We start from the raw sequence: 18,830 nt of genomic DNA, 5'->3' as shown, positions 1-18,830 counted from the left end.
TGTCTGTGCCGGCCTCTTCGCGGCGGTTCGGCGTCCCGATGAACCCGCTCCCACAGGTACCTCATTACCCTTGAGGTGTGTGCGATCCTTGTGGGAGCGGGTTTACCCGCGAAGAGGCCAGCACAGGCTAGCCAATCAACTTACAGTCCTTCGAACTCAGCCATCAGGTCACTGAGCCGATCAGCCTTCGCCTCATCCACCTCGCTGCCCTGCAACCCGCGCACATACTCGGCCAATTCCTCCACCGTGCTGCACTCGAACATCGCCCGCAGCGGCACGTTCAATTGCAGCTGCTTCTGCACCCGCGAAGCGATCTGTGTGGCCAGCAGCGAATGCCCGCCCAGCTCGAAGAAGTTGTCATGCACCCCGACCCGCTCGGCCTTGAGCACGTCGGCCCAGATACCGGCCAGCGCAGCCTCCAGCTCATCCCGCGGCGCCAGGTAGGCCTGGCTGTGCTGCCCACCGATCTCGATGGCCGGCAATGCCTTGCGGTCGAGCTTGCCGTTGGGGTCGTGCGACATCAGGCCGATGCAATCTAGTGAAAAGAAGCCGTTCCATCCACTCCCAATAAAATGCAATCGTGCATGAGAGCGAGACCAAACATCTTGAAACAATCTGCCGCAATGATTATTGACTAAACATCGTGCCGCCCCCCTCTGACACCCAACAACTGAGAGACGTGAAGAAAAATAATCATCTGACATCACAAAGAAAATTTTCTTACGCGAGACGATTATAAAACCTACAATAAATTTAGCCCACCGCATAAGTAGCCAGAAACAACTCCCCTAAGTAGGAATTTTCCATAGGAACGTTCCTACACTCACCTCTTCGAACCAAACATAATTATTATGCCCGCACACCTACGCAAAGCTCGTCGCCGCATTGACAATGAAAAGTGAAACTTCTAAACCTGTAGATGCCCGCACACATCGGGCGACAACAAAAACAATTAAGGAGACACTATGGAAACTCAATACGGCATCAACATCCTTGAACTGTCCTCCGACAGTAATTGCGATATGGACTCCGAGTTTTTCGGGGGTTCTGGCGGCGCCGGTGGTTGCGGTGGTAGTGGTGGCTGCGGCGGTGGAGGCGGGTGCAGCGGTGGTAGTGGCGGTTCCGGTGGTAGCGGGGGAAACGCTATTGACATCGAAGGCAACGCAAACTGATAACCCCATAACTTTCTAAGGAGCGAGCGTTCCCAGCATAACGCCAGGAACGCCCGCATCATGCAAAAGGCAATCCAATGAACTTATTGAGAATCTACAATTACGAGATATTAAATTTCGACCTAGACCCCATGATTTTTTCGAGCACAGGATTTACAAAAATCACAGAACCCAAAATAATCAGGGCTTTGCAGAAAATTGAGAGCACCCAATCCAAATACATTAAACTCCATGAACTTGAAGATATTTTTGAAATCGAGAATCTTGAACCAACAAGTACGTTAAACTTTTTAAAATCGTTATCAATTCTGGGAGAGAAAGCTGATCCACCACACTTTAAAAATGTAATTATTTATCACGACCTAGACGTACCCCTACCACTGATACAGTTTTACGAGAAAAAACACAGCAACTCAATAACAATCAAAAAAATCGAGCACTTTGAAGCACCTGACGCCTGCACACCAACGCTATTCGTTATCGCCTGCCTTAAACTTTGCCCTAACTCAATCAGAAGCATCTACACAAATCTAACGAAAGAGAACCCGGAGCACGGCATCAGCATCGGATTCATAAGCAATCGTTACTTTCACCTAACAGAAGTGCATGTGCCATCAATAGGAAACCCGTGTGCCTTTTGCACTCTCGATCGAGTTACATACTACGAATCCAAACGCTTAAGCCAACACCCATGGAGCAAAATATGGGCCTTTTGCTGCAACAACAACTATGACCTACCTAAAGCAGCAATTGACGACTTCCAGACTTCACTGATCCTGGGAACCATCATTTCCTTCACAAGCAAGCTTACGCAAGCACCAAAGTCCAAGTACACGCAAGACCAGACACTTCTATCCAGAACCATCGACCTTGAGACCGGTGCTACCACCGAAGAAGTAAGCGTCCACTGGCCATTCTGCGAATGCTTAGGTAAACAAAATGAGTATTAGTCACGATGAGTATTCAAGATTTACCGACTCCAGAGTTCTCGACGAAACATTAGCATTTCATGCCAAAGGGAACTATACACTTCACGAGGCAACGCGACATCTGAGCACTCTCCATCACATACCCGCTAAAGACCTAAGTAAGCTAACCGGCAAAGAGCTGAAACTCAACACCCTCACAAATGAGGCCGAAGCCTGCGAGTTTCAGCTATCAGCCCTCCCTTTGGATCACCCCCTCGTAAGAAACGAATCGTGCGATCACTTCTATGAGCGCCGCATGCACTTTGATTCCGTTCGCAACCTAATAGCTCCCCTCTTAAAAAAAATCGGATCCAACCACAAGCGCGGCTACCCGAGCGCTGGGGCAATTTTTCCAATTGAAATATTTTGCATCAATCTAAACAACAGAATTGAACAGTGGCCAACTGACTGTATAGCCCTGCATCTGCTCCCAGCATCCCAAACATTTGAAGTACACAGTACAAACATTAATACCAAACAACTTACCCAAGCTATTACCCCACAAAACCCAGAGATCGGCACACCTGCCCTAGCACTCATCTATGTAATATATCTGCCGAAAGCATTGTTTAAATATCGATATCGAGGTTACCGCCACGCCCTAATGGAGGTAGGCTCGCTGTACATGCTCACAGACCTACGCAGCAAAGAATTAAATTTAGAAAGCAGACCTTGGTCCGCCTTCACAGACCATCAAATAACAAAACTGCTGAATCTTAACCCAACCCTATTCTTGCCGACATGCATCCAATTGATAGGTTAAATCAATGAATACATTCAATGAGGTACATCATCCTTCGTCTCCTGATTTCGAGCTACTTCGCCCCAGCGCGGTAACACACCTACCTCACAGCGTAGAGTGCGGCAGTCGCTGGCAAACCTACGGATCCAGTAGCGGTTGGTCTGAGAAGGTCACGGACTGTGCCAGAGGTGAGCATTTCGAGCGGAAGCATTTTTACTTGGACATCCCGGTCAACGACGCCGAGAAGCTCGCCGATGGACTGAGCGACCACGAACTTAATGAGTTCACGGAGGCATTCCTGCAGACATCCACCTACGACTCAGATACAGAACTTCAATCACACGTCTTCGATCGCACCACCGTGTACAGAGTAATCGACTTTACCCCCTGCAAAGTCCCCACGGCATGTCTTTCGATAACAGAATGTAGAAACAACATTGACAACAAGTACTACCCAATGCGGGACACCTGCGGATGCAGCGCGCATGACAATATTGAAAGTGCCATATTTGGCGCTGCAAAAGAAAGTCTCGAACGGCAATTCTTACTGCGATTCTGGCTTACCCTTAAATTCAAAAAACGTCTTGACCATCACGAAGCGTGTGCTCTCCTAAAGTTTCGACCCAGCTCAACCCTCTTTCGTGAGCTATCAAAATCTGGGGACATTCTCGTTCTAGACCTCACTGACGGGCGTTTTCCAGGCACCTGCATTCTGCTCTGCTATGGCAACATGCGTGCCGACGCCAAGGTCCAATATTGCGCAGGCATGTCATATTCAGACACTGCAAGCAACGCGCTTGAAAAAGCTGTCCTGGAGCTCTGGCAAACGTTCCGTTACATGCAGTCCATTGACAGCGTAGCCAATGAGCCTCAAGACCCCTACCTTAGACATTTCCTTGCTTGCAACAACTACGAAACTTACATAGCAATGTCTACAGCCACTCCCTACGATGATTGTGAAGTACTCACAACCAAGCACCCGCCATTAGACTGCCACACGCTTCTGAGCACACTCAGACGCTTAGAACTGAACGGTTACATCTACACATCCAGACTGACCTCCAACCATCCAAAAATATACTTTTGCAAATATTTCTCACCTAATCTGTTTCTCCACATGAACAATGCGAATCATTTCAATCTGAAGAACAGGTACTCCGCCAACTTCCTCAATCAGGTTATCGCACGTCAATTATCCCGAATGGTACCCTTCCCATGACCAGTCACTTAACACCCATCATCATCAATGCAAAAAAAGTATTCCATATCACGCGAATCTTAACCCTAGAGCACCTGAGAGAACCCACAGCTCTTATATGGTCAGCCATCGCCCCCTGCCTGCTATTCTTGTTGACACAAGATCACTCAGAAGCAGGACCCACCCGTAATGAAACCTATATTCTCTCCGCTTCGTGGTTTTTCTCGTACATCTCTGCAAGCGTTGCTTTTTTTGGATTCAGTTTTTACCTTATCGGAAGACGTGAGAGCGGTTTCATCAGATCTTTCATCTACCAGCCCGACGCTATTAGGCGCTTTCTCGCAGCGCACTTCCTCAGTTACTCCACGGTAAGCGTGCTCTATGCGGCACTTTTCTACCTGCTCACCAAACCACTCTATGGTGATTACAGAATTACGGAACTGCTATACGTAACTGCATGTTTTTACACCAGCTTCTTGACGTTCAGCTGCATCGGACTCGTCGTAGCCGCGCTACCCATTAAATTCAATACAGCCAGCACCTTATTTTCACTGTTATCATTTCTCATGTTGCTCTCTGGATACTTAGGATCCGCTCAGTCTCGCTCCGCACCTCAGGGCGTACTCTCATTGAACCCACTGCAACTGAGCAGTGACATTTTCAACCATGAAATACCCCTGTTGACTTCCTTCTGCATCGCGCTCGCGGCGCTGCTCACCGGGCTTTACCTCACTGGGCGACACTTAAGAACCCAACCTGTCTGGAGCAGATACTAAATGAATCTACTCAGCTTAATAGACCTGTGCTTCAGCTATGAAGACATGCCGCTGATGAAAGAAGTTACACTCGACCTGAAGCCAGGTGAATTGATAGGTATTTTAGGCAGCAACGGCGCCGGCAAAACAACATTATTTGATCTCATCTGCAATGTAAAAAAACCTTCAGCCGGGCACATTTTCAACTCAGCAAAGAGACAAATTTATCTCACCCAGATCCTTACACCGCCGCCGTTGCTGCGCATGAGCGAAACAGGTGATCTCATCAGGCACCTGAACTCATCCATTGCCCCCACCCAAAGCGAAATGCTGGCCCGCTTAGCAAGATGGTCACCGTCACTTTACAAACGGTACAGCTTAATATCCCAGAAAAAAGTCGCCCGTTGCAGCTACGGTGAGGTCCGCAGCTACTTCACGCTTACGCTATTACTGCTGGAGAGTGATTTGATCATCCTCGACGAACCGACTGCAGGTGTGGACGCGGAGTTCAGGTATTACATCTGGCTAGCCATCAACAGTGCGCGCCAAGAAGGTGCAAGCGTGCTGGTGTCTTCCCATTACACCGAAGAGATCGCGGCAAATTGTGACCGTTTCTACATGCTCGCCAATCAGCGGCTTGAGGCGTTTGATAGCGGCGGGGAATTTATGTCGCGTTACAACGCTTCATCACTCGATGAGGCATTCATCAAAGCGTCCTCTCATGAGGATTGACAGGGAAAACTGCAAAGCCAGCAAGGGGCGCCACGGCCCGAGTTGCTCGGGAAGATTCTCGGCAAGCGCTGATTGCAGTGCTGCCTGTGCCGGCCTCTTCGCGGGTGAACCCGCTCCCACAGGGATTGCGCATACCTCAAGGGCAGCGCAGTACCTGTGGGAGCGGGTTCACCCGCGAAGAGGCCAGCACAGGCTAGCCAATCAACTTACAGCCCTTCGAGCTCGGCCATCAGATCACTGAGCCGATCAGCCTTGGCCTCATCCACCTCGCTGCCCTGCAACCCACGCACATACTCGGCCAACTCCTCCACCGTGCTGCACTCGAACATCGCCCGCAGCGGCACGTTCAGCTGCAACTGCTTCTGCACCCGCGAGGCGATCTGCGTGGCCAGCAGCGAATGCCCGCCCAGCTCGAAGAAGTTGTCATGCACACCGACACGCTCGGCCTTGAGCACGTCGGCCCAGATCCCGGCCAACGCAGCCTCCAGCTCATCCCGCGGCGCCTGGTAAGCCTGGCTGTGCTGCCCACCGATCTCGATGGCCGGCAATGCCTTGCGATCAAGCTTGCCGTTGGCATTGTGCGGCAGGCTGGCGAACCAGCCCCAGTGCAGCGGCACCATGTATTCCGGAAGCTCCGCACGCAGGCGCTGCTTGACCTGCTCCAGCAACGCGGCGTCGGCAGCCACACCTTGATGCGCCACCAGGTAGCCCACCAGATGCTTGCCGTTGGCACCTTCCTGCACCCCGACCGCCGCATCGCGAATCTCGGCCTGCTCGTGCAGACGCGCCTCGATTTCGCCCAGCTCGATACGGTAGCCACGGATCTTCACCTGGTGGTCGATACGGCCGACATACTCCAGCACTCCGTCCGGGCGCTGCCGCGCCAGGTCACCGGTACGGTACAAGCGCTCACCCGGCGCCCCGTGCGGGTGCGGGATGAAGGCCAGTGCCGTGCGCACCGGGTCGCCGACATAGCCGCGGCCGACGCCGGTGCCGGCCACACACACCTCACCCACCGCCCCCAGCGCTACCAGGGCCTGGTCCTCGCCATACAGGTACAGGCGGTTGTTGTCGGTCGGCGTGCCGATCGGCAGGTAACTGCCGCGGGTCGAGGCCAGGTCGACGCGGAAGAAGGCTACGTCATCCGAGCACTCCGCCGGCCCGTAGGCATTGACCAGGCCGATCTGCGGATAACGCTGCAGCCATTGCGCAGCGAGTTCCGGCGGCATCGCCTCGCCAGTCGGCAACATCCAGCGCAGGCCATCGAGTGCCTGATGATCGTTGGCCAGCATGCCCTGGATCAGCGATGGCACGCTTTCCAGCACGGTGATACCGGTGGCCTGCACATGCGCCAGCAATCCTTGCGGGTCATGGGCGATGGCGTTCGGCACAATCTCCACCCGGGCGCCGAACAACGGCGCGGCGAGGAACTGCCAGACCGAAATGTCGAAGCTTTGCGAGGCGGTCTGGGCGATCACGTCATGCTCGCTCAAGGCCAGGTACGGCAGCTTGCTCAGCTGGTTGTTGAGCATCCCGCGCTGCTCGACCATCACGCCCTTGGGCAGCCCGGTGGAGCCGGAGGTGTAGATCACGTAGGCCAGGTTGTCCGGCCCACTGTGGATACCCGGGTTGTGGCTGGCGACGCTGCTGCCCTGCACCTCTTCCCACACCAGCAACTGCGGCCGCGTCACCCCCTCAAGTGGGTCCAGCAACTGACGCGCCTGCTCGGCACAGGCTGCGCTGCACACCAGCACCGGCGTGCGGCTCAGCTCGACGATACGTTGCAGGCGCGCCGACGGCAGGCCCGGGTCCAGCGGCAGGTAGCCAGCGCCGGCCTTGAAGCTGCCGACGATCATGCCCAGCAGCGGCAAGCCACGTTCGGCCAGCAGGGCAACCGGCTGGTCGATGGCCACGCCCGCGGCAACCAGGGCATGGCCCAGGCGGTTGGCCGCCAGGTTCAGGCCGGCGTAGTCATAAGATGCTTCAAGGCAGCGGGCAACTGTACGCTCAGGGTGGGCAGCCACCTGCGCTTCGAACAGTGCCACGTAGCTCTGCTCCAGCGGGTAGGCGTGCCCGGTGCGGTTGCAGTCGTCGAGCAGGAAGCGCTGTTCCTCCTCGCCGAGCAACGGCAATTCACTCACCTCTCCTTCAAAGCCCTCCACCAGCGCCAGCAGCAGGCGCTTGAACTCCGCCAGCAGACGCTCGACGGTCGGGTAGTCGAAGTAGCGCTGGTCGAATGACAGGTGCAGGCCCAGGTCATCGCCCGGGTAGCACACTGCCGTCAACGGGAAGTTGGTGTGGGTGCGGCCCGAATCGGTGCTGGCGTTGAGGTGCTGGGCGTGGTCAAGCACTGCGGTCTCCACCGGGGCGTTTTCGAACACGAACAGGCTGTTGAACAGCGGCTGGCCCTTGGGCAGTTCGCTGCAGTCCTGGATCGCCACCAGCGGCAGGTACTCGTACTCGCGCAGCTCCATGTTGCGTTCCAGCACGCCCTGCAGCCATTGGCGCACGCTGCGGCGCTGGCCCGGTTCGGGCAGTTGCACGCGCAGGGCGATGCTGTTGATGAACAGGCCGACCGTGCGCTGCATCTGCGGCAGGCTCACCGGGCGCCCGGCCACGGTCACGCCGAAGGCCACGTCGCGGTCACCGCTGTAGCGCGCCAGCACCAGCGCCCAGGCCGCCTGGGCGAAGGTGTTGATGGTCAGCTGATGGGCCTGGGCCAGCTCACGCAGGCGCACGCCATCACTCACCTCCAGGCGGGTGTAGCAGTCACCCACCACCATGCCGTCACCGGCGTGGTCGTTGCGCAGCGGGCGGTCGCTGGGGAGCGCCGTGGCGCGCTCGAAGCCGGCCAGGTTGGCCTGCCACCAGCTGCGCGCTTCGTCCATGTCCTGGCGTTGCAGCCAGCCGATGTAGTCGCGGTAGCGCGGCGGCACCGGCAACTGGGCCTGGCGGCCTTCGCCGAGGGCCTGGTAGAGCACGAAGAAATCGTTCATCAGCAACGAGCGGCACCAGGCATCGATGAGGATGTGGTGGTTGCTCATCATGAACCAGTAGCGCTCTTCATCGACCCGCACCAGGCGCAGGTGGAACGGCGCCTCCTGCAGCAGGGCAAAGCCCGCTTCCCGCTCCTGTTTGTGCAGGGCTTGCAGGCGCGCTTCCTGGGCCGCCTCATCAAGGCCGCGCCAGTCCTGATAGTCCACCGGCGTGCTGCCCGGCTTGTGGATGATCTGCAGCATGGTCTCGCCGGCATTCCAGCTGAACGAGGCGCGCAGGGCTTCGTGACGCGCCACCACGGCCTGCCAGGCCTGGGCGAAACGCTGCGGGTCGAGGGCGCTGTTGATGCGGTAGCGGTCCTGCATGTAATACAGGCCGGTGCCCGGCTCCAGCAGGGTATGCAAGAGCATGCCCTCCTGCATCGGCGTCAGCGGGTAGACGTCTTCGATCTGCGCGGCGGGGACCGGCAGCGCGTCAATCTGCTGCTGGCTCAGGTGCGCCAGCGGGAAGTCCGAGGGCGTGAAGCTGCCGTTGCCATCGGCCAGGCAGTGGCTGACCAGCGCCAGCAGCTCCTGGCGATAGGCTTCGGCCAACTGCGCGATGGTGCGCTCGTCATAGCGCTCGCGGCTGTAGGTCCAGCGCAGTTGCAGCGCACCGCCATAGACCTGGCCGTCGATGCTGAGCCAGTTCGGCAGCGGCGCATCCAGGTCGTGAGCCAGGCCGGCCGGCTCATCCAGCGGCTGGAACAAGGCGGCATCGTCGAACTGCTGGTCGAACTGGCCCAGGTAGTTGAAGGTGATGCGCGCCTGCGGCAACGCCGCCATGCTTTCGCGGCTGACAGCATCGCCCAGATAGCGCAGCACGCCGTAGCCCAGCCCCTTGTGCGGCACCTGACGCAGCTGTTCCTTGATGCGCTTGATCGAAGTGGCACGCGCAGCTTCGTCGTCGCCCGCCTGCGGGTTCAGGCGCAGCGGGTAGGCGTTGGTGAACCAGCCGACGCTGCGGGTCAGGTCCATGTCCTCGAACAGGCCGTCACGGCCGTGGCCTTCGAGTTGCACCAGCACTTCCTGATCACCGCTCCAGCGGCACAGGGTGCGGGCCAGCGCGGTCAGCAGCAGGTCGTTGACCTGGGTGTGGTAGGCCGCCGGCGCCTGTTGCAGCAACTGCCGGGTCTGCTCCGCGTCCAGGGCGATGGCCAGGGTGTCGGCATGCCGGTGCAGGTTGCCACCCTGCGGGTGATCGCACGGCAGTTCATGGCGCACGCTGCCAAGCTGGCCTTGCCACCAGTCCAGCTCGTCGCGCAGCGAATCGCTGCCGGCGTAGCTGGCCAGGCGCGCAGCCCAGTCGGCCATGGCGTGGGTCTTGGCCGCCAGTGGCTGGCCGCGATACAACGCCTGCAGGTCTTCGAGCAGCACGCGCCAGGACACACCGTCGACTACCAGGTGGTGAATCGCCAGCAGCAGGCGCTGGGCGCCCTGCCCGTCACTGACCAGCAAGGCACGCAACAGCGGGCCCCGTTCCAGGTCGAGGCTGCGTTGCACGTCGGTATACAGCGCCTGGCAGTCGGCGAAGTCGGCGACCGTGGCAGCCCACAGCAGCTGCTCGGCAGACACCGCTGCGAAGGCCGCCTGCCCCTGAGTGAAGCGCAAGCGCAGGCTGTCGTGATGCGCTACCAACGCAGCCAGGGCCTGCTCCAGCGTTACACGGTCCAGAGGCTGGCGTGCCTCCAGCGTTACCGCCTGGTTCCAGTGTTGCGGCTGCGCCACGTCACTGTCGAAGAACCAGTGCTGAATCGGCGTGAGGCCGCTGCGTCCCTCGCGCGGGCCTTGTTCGATGCTGCTCGGCGCAGCGCTGCGGCTGACCACGGCCGCCAGGGTCTGGATGGTCTGGTGCTGGAACAGGTCACGCGGGGTGAACTGCAAACCCAGTTGGCGCGCACGGCTGACCACCTGAATGGACAGGATCGAGTCGCCACCCAGCTCGAAGAAGTTGTCCTGCACACCCACGCGGGACAGGTTGAGCACTTCGCGCCAGACCTGCGCCAGCTGCTCCTCCAGCTCATTGGCCGGGGCCTGGTAATGCTGGCTGGCCTGCTCCAAATCTGGCGCTGGCAATGCACGACGGTCGAGCTTGCCGTTGCCCATCAACGGCAGGCGTTCGAGCAGCACCAGGTGCGCGGGCACCATGTAGTCCGGCAGGTGCTGACGGGCATCGGCCTTGACCGCTTCGCGCAGTGCGGCCTGAGCTTCGCTGTCGGCAGTGGCCTGCTGGCACACCAGGTAACCGACCAGTTGTTTGCCACCTGGCAGATCGAGGGCCAGGACCACGGCCTCGTCGACATCGGCATGTTCCTGCAGGCGGCTTTCGATTTCGCCCAGCTCGATACGGAAGCCGCGGATCTTCACCTGCTGGTCGGCACGGCCGACGTATTCCACCAGGCCATCGGCACGCAGGCGCACCAGGTCGCCGGTGCGGTACAGGCGCCCGCCATCGTGGCTGAACGGGTCGGCGACAAAGCGCTCGGCGCTGAGGCCCGGGCGGTCGTGGTAACCCTGGGCCAGGCCGGCACCGCCGACGTACAGCTCGCCGATCCCCCCTTGAGGCAGCAGGGCCAGGTCCTCGTCGAGGATGTACGCCGTGCGGGCACCGATCACCCGGCCGATCGGCACGCTGCCAGCGTCGGCGGTCATCACCTCCGGCGCCAGGCAGGCCAGTGGCATGACCACGGTTTCGGTGGGGCCGTAAGCGTTGAAGAACTGCTGCGGGGCAAAGGCCTGGCGAATGCGCTGCAGGTGCTCGCCAGTCAGTGCTTCGCCGCCGGTGATCACCAGCCGCACCGACAGCTGCTCGCCCTGAGTCGCCAGGTATTGGGCCAGCTGGCTGCCATAGCTCGGGGTGAAACCAAGCACACTCACCTGTTGCTCGCGCACCAGCTGGCAGATGTCCTCGGCGCCCCATTGGCCCTGGGCGCGCAGCACCACGCGAGCGCCGCACAGCAGCGGTACCAGCAACCGCTCGCTGGCCGCATCGAAGTTGATCGAATAGAAGTGCAGCTCGCAGTCATCGCTGCGCATGCCGAAGGCGTCGATCACCGCCTGGCAGTGCATGGCGATTTCACCGTGGCTGACCACCACGCCCTTGGGCTTGCCGGTGGAGCCGGAGGTGTAGATCAGGTAGGCCTGATGCTGCGGCAGGTTGAGGTTGTCCAATGGCGCATCGCTGTAGGCACTCAGGCTCGCGGCGTCGTCTTCCAGGCTCCAGCGCGCCACGCCTTCAGGCAGCTCACCGAGGCTTTCGAGCAGCGCGCGCTGGCTCAGCAGCAGGCCGATACGGCTGTCCTCGATCATGTAGCGCAGGCGGTCGAGCGGGTACTCCGGGTCGAGCGGCACATAGGCGCCACCGGCCTTGAGAATCGCCAGCAGGCCGACCACCATCTCCAGCGAGCGCTCCAGCGCCAGGCCCACCCGCACCTGCGGGCCGACTCCGCGTTCACGCAGGGCACGGGCCAGGCGGTTGGCCTGCTGGTCGAGCTCGGCGTAGGTCATGTGCTGGCCGGCGAAGGTCAGCGCACCTGCGTTCGGCGTACGCGCCGCCTGGGCGGCGAACAGGCCGTGCAGCGTCTGGTCGAGGGCGAAATCCTGCTCGCCCTGCAACTGGCCGATCAGCACTTGCTGTTCGGCATCCGCCAGCATCGGCAGCTCGCACAGGCGCTGCTGCGGGTTGTCGAGCAGGCCAACCAGCAGCTGCTGCCAGTGCTCGGCCATGCGCGCGATGCGCGGCTCGTCGAACAGGTCGCGGCTGTAGGTCAGGCAGCACCCCAGGCGGCCGTCAAGGTCGGTGACCTCCAGGTACAGGTCGAACTTGGTGGCGCTGGCGTCGTTGACCAGGTAATCCACCTGCATGCCTGCCAGCTCACGGCTCTGCTGGAAGGCCCAGCGCTGCACGTTGCACATCACCTGGAACAACGGGTTGTAGGCGCTGCTGCGTGGCGGTTGCAGGGCCTCGACCAGCTGGTCGAACGGCAAGTCCTGGTGCGACTGGCCTTCGATGGCGGCCTGGCGCACCTGGTCGAGCAAGGCGGCGGCGGTCATTTGCCCGTCCAGTTCGCAGCGCAGCACCTGGGTGTTGAGGAAGGCACCGATCAGCCCTTCGCTTTCCGGGCGGATACGGTTGGCCACCGGTGCGCCGATGCGCAGGTCGCGCTGGCCGCTGTAGCGGTGCAGCAGCGCGGCCAGGGTGGCGGTCATGGTCATGAACAGGGTCAGGCCGCGCTGGTTGTTGAAGGCATGCACGCGGGCGACCAGTGCCGAGTCGAGGTCGAAGCGGTACAGCTCGCCACGGTGGCTCTGCACGGCCGGGCGCGGGCGGTCGGCGGGCAGTGCCAGCACCGGGTGCTCATCACCGAGGCGGGCTTTCCAGTAGGCCAGCTGACGTGCGCCCTCGCCGCTTTCCAGCCATTGCCGTTGCCATACGCTGTAGTCCAGGTACTGCACCGGCAGCGGCGCCAGTGGCGACTCGCGGTCGTCGACGAAGGCTTCGTAGAGCTCGCCCAGCTCGCGGGCGAAGATGTCCATGGCCCAGCCTTCGGTGACGATGTGGTGCAGGGTCAGTACGAAGTAGTGTTCACGGTCCTCGGTCTTGGCCAGGCAGGCGCGCAGCAGCGGGCCGCGCTCCAGGTCGAATGGCTGGTGGGCCTGGTCGTCTGCCAGTTGCTGCAGACGCTGCTGACGGGCATCGGCCGGCAGCGCTGAAAAGTCCTGCCAGTCCAGTTGCAGCCCGCTGTCGTCCGCTATGCACTGGTACGGCACGCCATTGATGCTCGGGAAGGTGGTCCGCAGGGTCTCGTGACGCACGATCAGCGCCTGCAGGGCGCATTCGAAGGCATCCACATGCAGCACGCCCTTCAGTCGCGCCATGCCGCCGACGTTGTAGGCGGGGCTGTCCGGCTCCATCTGCCAGAGGAACCACATGCGCTGCTGCGAGTACGACAGCGGCACGGCCTGGCGGCGGTCGACCAGGGCGATCTCTCCCTGCTGGTTGCACTCACCGGCAGCGCGGATACGGGCGATTTCCTCACAGAACGCAGCCAGCTCGCTGGCCTCGAACAGCGCCTTGAGCGGCAGCTCGACATCGCACGCCTGGCGGGTACGCGAGACGATCTGGGTGGCCAGCAGCGAGTGGCCGCCGAGGGCAAAGAAGTCATCGTGCAGGCCGACCTGCGGCAGGTTCAGCACCTCGCGCCAGATGGCTGCCACCTGCTGCTGCAGCGCCGTCTGTGGCTCGACATGGGCACGCTGCTGCCAGACCGGTGCGGGCAGCGCCTTGCGGTCGACCTTGCCGCTCGGGCCCAGCGGCATGTGCGCCAGGCCGATCAGTTGGGACGGCACCATGTACGCCGGCAGTTGCTCGGCCAATGCGGCCAGCAAGACATCGGACAGAGCGGTGCCGCTGTAGTAACCGACCAGCTGTGCACCGACTGCATCCTGATGAACCAGCACCAGTGCCTGCTCGACACCCGCCTGAGCCAGCAGGCACGCCTGCACTTCTTCCGGCTCGACGCGGAAGCCACGCACCTTGACCTGCTGGTCGAGACGCCCGAGGTATTCCAGGGCTTCACTTTGCACCTGCCAGCGGGCGCGGTCGCCGCTGCGGTACAGACGCACGCCATTGCCATCGGCCTGGGGCACGAAACGTTCGGCAGTCAGACCCGGGCGGCCCAGGTAACCACGGGCCAGACCGGCACCGCCCAGGTACAGCTCGCCCGGCACGCCAGGCGCAGCCAGTTCAAGCTCATCGTCCAGTACCCGGCAGAGCACGTTACCCAGCGGACGACCGATCGGCGAACGCTCGCCATCTTCAGCCTGGCAATGCCAGTGGGTGACGTTGATGGCGGTTTCGGTCGGCCCGTAACGGTTGTGCAACTGCACCTGTGGCAGCAGCTGCAGCACACGGTCACGCAGGTTCGCAGGCAGCGCCTCGCCACCGGAGAACAGCCGGCGCAGACTGCTGCAACCCGCGACCAGCGGCTCCTGCACGAACACCTGCAGCAGCGGTGGCACGAAGTGCAGCGTGGTCACGCCATGCTGCTGCACCAGCGCGGCGATACGCTGCGGGTCGCGGTGCTCGCCGGGGCCGGCCAGCACCAGCTTGCAGCCAGTAACCAGTGGCCAGAAGCATTCCCACACCGAGACGTCGAAGCTGATCGGCGCTTTCTGCATCAGCACGTCGCTTGCGTCCAGGGCATAGCGGGCCTGCATCCATTGCAGGCGCTCGGCCAGGGCTGCATGGGTATTGCCCACGCCCTTCGGCTGGCCGGTGGAGCCGGAGGTGTAGATCACGTAGGCCAGGTTGTCGCCGTGCAAGTGCAGGCCTGGCGCCTGGCTTGGCCAGCTGTCCAGGTGCAGCTGGTCAAGGGCGATGGCGCTGACGCCGTCGACCTGCGGCAGCGTGCCAAGCAGGCTGCTGTGGCTGAGCAGCAGGCTGGCCTGGCAGTCGCCGAGCATGTAGGCCAGGCGCTCGGCCGGGTAGTCGACGTCCAACGGTACATAGGCACCGCCCGCCTTGAGGATGGCCAGCAGGCCGACCAGCAGTTGCGGCGAACGCTCGACCGCGATGGCCACGCAGGTGTCGGGGCCGACGCCTTTGTCGCGCAGGTAGTGCGCCAGGCGGTTGGCCTGCTGGTGCAGCTCGGCGTAATCGAGGCTGCCGCCTTCCCAGACCAGCGCGGTGCGCTCCGGGGTCAGCCGGGCCTGTTCGTTGAGCTGCTCGACCAGCAGCCGTTGCGGGGCGGGCGCAGGTGCCTCACCCCATGCCAGCAGTTGCTGGCGACCCTGCTCGTCCAGCAGCTGTACGTCACCCAATGGCAGTTGCGGCTGGGCGCAAACCTGCTCGAGCAGTGCCAGCAGGTGCTGGGCCAGGCGCTTGACGGTGCTGGCTTCGAACAGCTCGGCAGCGTAGTCGAAGGCCAGGCTCAGGCGACCCTGATGGTCTTCCTCACTGTGCAACTGCAGGTCGAACTTGGCTTCGCGGCTGTGCCACGGCAGCTCTTCGGCGAGCAGACCCGGCAGACGGCGCAATGCTGAAAGGTCACGTTGCTGGTGGTTGAACATGACCTGGAACAGGCCCTGCTCGCGGGCTTCGGGCAGGGCTTCGAGCAGTTGCTCGAACGGCAGGTCCTGGTTGGCCTGCGCGTCGAGGGTCGCGCCGCGCACCTGGGCCAGCAACTGGGCAAACGGCAGGCGGCCATCCAGCTGCGCACGCAACACCTGGGTGTTGATGAAGAAGCCGACCATGCCCTGGGTTTCCTGGCGCGGGCGGTTGGCATTGGGCACGCCGACGCGGATATCACCCTGGCCGGTGTAGCGGTGCAGCAGGCCTTGCCAGGCGGCCAGCAGGACCATGAACAGGCTGGCCTGCTGTTCTCGGGCCAGGCCCTTGAGGGCATCGGCCAGCTTGGCCGGGACTTTCACACTCAAACGGGCAGCGCGGTTTTCATGCTGGCTGGAGCGCGGCTGGTCCGGATACAGGTCGAGCACTGGCAAGGCATCGCCCAAAGCGGCTTTCCAGTAGTCGAGTTGCCGTGCGCTTTCGCCCTCGGCCAGCCATTGGCGCTGCCAGGTACCGTAGTCGGCGTAACCCAGTGTCAGCGCTGGCAGCTTGGCGCCCAGGCCCTGGCAACGGGCGGCATACAGCTTGGCGAACTCGTCGAGCAGGATGTTCAGCGACCAGCCGTCGGCGACGATGTGGTGCAAGGTCACCCACAGCTGATGGTCTTCGTCATTCAGGCGCACCAGGGTCACGCGCAGCAGCGGGCCCTGGGTCAGGTCGAAGGGCTGTTGCGCCTCTTGCTCGCGGCGCGAGATCACCTGTTCAGGCGCCAGCCCTTCCAGGTCCAGGCGCTGAAGGGTGAAAGGCTGCTCCGGAAGGACGCGCTGCAACGCCTGCCCATCCTCCTCGCTGAACACCGTACGCAGCGATTCGTGGCGTGCTACCAGCGACTGGAATGCGGCTTCAAGTGCGGCCTCATCCAGCTCGCCGCGCAGGTGCAGCCCGGCAGGAATGTTGTAGGCCGCAGACTGCGGCTCAAGCTGCCAGGTCAGCCACAGGCGGTTCTGTGCCAGCGACTGCGGCAAGGCCTGGCCACGGCTCAACGCTGTGATAGCGGTGGCAACACCTGCGCCTTCAGCAAGGATGGCTGCTACCCCCGCGCTGTACTCGGCCAGCGTCGGCGCCTCGAACAGGGTCCGCAGGCTCAGCGTGATACCCAGCTCGTCCGCCAGGCGGGCAGTGACCTGGGTGGCCGCAATGGAGTTGCCACCCAGCAGCAGGAAGTGATCGTCCGCAGCAACCGCCTCAATCTTGAGGACCTCACGCCAGATGCCAGCGATGCGTGCCTGCAGCTCGTCGCCGGTTGCTGCATCTGCAGCCGGCTCGGCAGCCATGGGGAAGCGCTCATAGCAGTCCAGGCTGCCATCATTCATGCGCAGGCGGCAGGCCGAACGCTGCAGCTTGCCGCTGGAAGTCTTCGGCAATGCACCCGGGTTGAGCAGCAGAACCACGGCCGGCGCCTGGCGACAGGCCTCGGCGATCACCTGGCGCAGGGTCTTGATCAGGGCCTCGGGTTTCACCGCCTTTTGCACGTTGCGGCTGATTTCCACCGCCACGCCGATGCCCTCCTCGCCCTGATCGTCGACGGCGAACACAGCCACCCGACCCTTGCGCAGGACTTCGACCTCACGCTCGAGGGTCTTTTCCAGGTCCTGTGGGTAGAGGTTTTGACCGCGGACGATCAGCATGTCCTTCAAGCGCCCAGTGACGAACACTTCACCGTCGCGCATGAAACCGAGGTCACCGGTGCGCAACCAGGTCTGGCCGTCCATTTCGACGAAAGTGCGTGCCGTGGCCTCAGGGTTGCGCCAGTAACCCAGGGCGATGCTCGGGCCGCCGGCCCAGATCTCGCCAACCTGGTTGTCGCCCAGCACCTCACACTGCTGTGGCTCGACGATGCGCACCGCGTGGCCTGGCTGAGGGTAGCCGCAGCTCATCAACACACTGCCCTTGCCGGCCTCGGCGCGGTTGGCGGCGAACGCCTCGGCGTCCAGCTCCAGCGCGCCGATGCCCTGGCCACGGCGACTGCCACTGACGAACAAGGTAGCTTCGGCAAGGCCATAGCTGGCAAAGAGACTGCTCGGCTGGAAGCCGCAGGCGGCGAACTTTTCGGTGAAGGTGGCGAGGCTGTCCTGGCGGATCGGCTCGGAGCCGGAATAGGCCACACGCCAGCGGCTCAGGTCGAGGCCGGCCAGGGCCGCCTCGCTGACCCGTTCGCTGCACAGCCGGTAGGCGAAGTCCGGCCCGCCGCTGATGGTGCCGCCGTATTCGCTGATCGCCTGCAACCAGCGCAGCGGCCGGGCAAGGAAGTAGCCCGGCGACATCAGCACGCACGGCACGCCACTGAAGATCGGCTGCAGCAAGCCGCCGATCAGGCCCATGTCGTGGTACAGCGGCAACCAGCTGACGATCACATCGTCGGGGTTGAGGTCGATGCCGAAGCCTGCGCGAATCAGCTGCTCGTTGGCCACCAGGTTGCCGTGGCTGACCTGCACGCCCTTGGGCAGCGCGGTGGAGCCGGAGGTGTATTGCAGGAAGGCGATGTCGTGCGCATTCAGCACCGGCTCGCGCCAGTGTTCGGCCAGTGCCGGGTCAAGCGTATCCACCGCCAGCAGTTCGGGCGCGTTGTCGCCGCTCAGGGCTTCAAGATCCTGCAGGCTGTCATGCAGCGCACCGACGGTCAGCAGCAGGCGTGGTTCGGCGTCGTCGATGATCGACAGCAGGCGCTCCTGATGATGGCGGCGTGACGACTCCGGTGGATAGGCCGGCACGGCAATGACCCCGGCGTACAGGCAACCGAAGAACGCCGCTACGTAGTCCGGGCCGCTGGGGAACAGCAGCACGGCCCGCTCGCCGAACCCGGTGCGGGCCTGCAATGCCGCAGCGATGCTGCGCGCACGCGCATCCAGGTCGTGATAGCTGAGCACGGCCTGCTCGCCGGGAGCATCGGCCAGAAAGCGCAGGGCGATGCGGTCCGGGGTCTGCGCGGCGCGTTGCGCCAGGGCCTGGACCAGCGAGAGCGGGAGTTCGAAGGCGTCCGTCATGGGGGGTTCCTGCCAGTGTCTGGTTGAGTCGGGCTGGCTGCCCCGCACGAGGTCGGCGGGCAGCGGCAGCGGCCGGATGTACACAGGGGAACGGATGGGCGCGGTGGGAAATTAG

8 protein-coding genes are annotated in these 18,830 nt (G+C 61.7%); 6 read left to right on the top strand and 2 right to left on the bottom strand.

The features are described from left to right. Positions 1 to 140: 140 nt before the first annotated feature. Positions 141 to 521 (bottom strand): phosphopantetheine-binding protein, encoded by a 381-nt coding sequence (locus J7573_RS16825; RefSeq protein ID WP_294337495.1) that lies wholly within the window; start codon positions 519 to 521, stop codon positions 141 to 143. Between the two features lie 444 nt (positions 522 to 965). On the opposite strand from J7573_RS16825, the gene J7573_RS16820 reads away from it, so the two are divergent. From J7573_RS16820 to J7573_RS16795, 6 genes are all read left to right on the top strand, one after another. After that, positions 966 to 1,172 (top strand): hypothetical protein, encoded by a 207-nt coding sequence (locus tag J7573_RS16820; RefSeq protein WP_294337493.1) that lies wholly within the window; start codon positions 966 to 968, stop codon positions 1,170 to 1,172. A 77-nt stretch (positions 1,173 to 1,249) separates the two neighbouring features. Continuing rightward, positions 1,250 to 2,122 carry an McbB family protein gene (locus tag J7573_RS16815; RefSeq protein ID WP_294337491.1) on the top strand — a complete coding sequence of 291 codons (873 nt, stop codon included), beginning with the start codon at positions 1,250 to 1,252 and terminating at the stop codon, positions 2,120 to 2,122. Next, on the top strand, positions 2,112 to 2,903 hold the full coding sequence (locus J7573_RS16810; RefSeq protein ID WP_294337488.1) for a SagB/ThcOx family dehydrogenase: 792 nt from the start codon (positions 2,112 to 2,114) through the stop codon (positions 2,901 to 2,903). Before J7573_RS16815 ends, J7573_RS16810 begins: the two co-directional genes overlap by 11 nt. Positions 2,904 to 2,907: 4 nt before the next feature. Beyond that, positions 2,908 to 4,101, top strand: coding sequence for a YcaO-like family protein (locus J7573_RS16805; RefSeq protein WP_294337486.1), 1,194 nt, complete (start codon positions 2,908 to 2,910; stop codon positions 4,099 to 4,101). Beyond that, positions 4,098 to 4,856 carry a hypothetical protein gene (locus tag J7573_RS16800; RefSeq protein WP_294337485.1) on the top strand — a complete coding sequence of 253 codons (759 nt, stop codon included), beginning with the start codon at positions 4,098 to 4,100 and terminating at the stop codon, positions 4,854 to 4,856. The genes J7573_RS16805 and J7573_RS16800 overlap by 4 nt, the downstream gene beginning before the upstream one ends. Then, the gene (locus J7573_RS16795) at positions 4,857 to 5,567 is read left to right on the top strand and encodes an ATP-binding cassette domain-containing protein (protein ID WP_294337484.1); all 711 of its coding nucleotides are present in this window, start codon (positions 4,857 to 4,859) and stop codon (positions 5,565 to 5,567) included. A 206-nt stretch (positions 5,568 to 5,773) separates the two neighbouring features. On the opposite strand, the gene J7573_RS16790 is transcribed toward J7573_RS16795, so the two are convergent. Next, entirely contained in the window at positions 5,774 to 18,715 is a 12,942-nt protein-coding gene (locus tag J7573_RS16790; protein ID WP_294337478.1) for a non-ribosomal peptide synthetase, read from the bottom strand. Positions 18,716 to 18,830 lie beyond the last annotated feature (115 nt).

This window comes from Pseudomonas sp. (genome assembly GCF_017744435.1).
GTDB lineage: Bacteria > Pseudomonadota > Gammaproteobacteria > Pseudomonadales > Pseudomonadaceae > Aquipseudomonas.
This window is presented reverse-complemented; position numbering and strand designations above follow the sequence as displayed.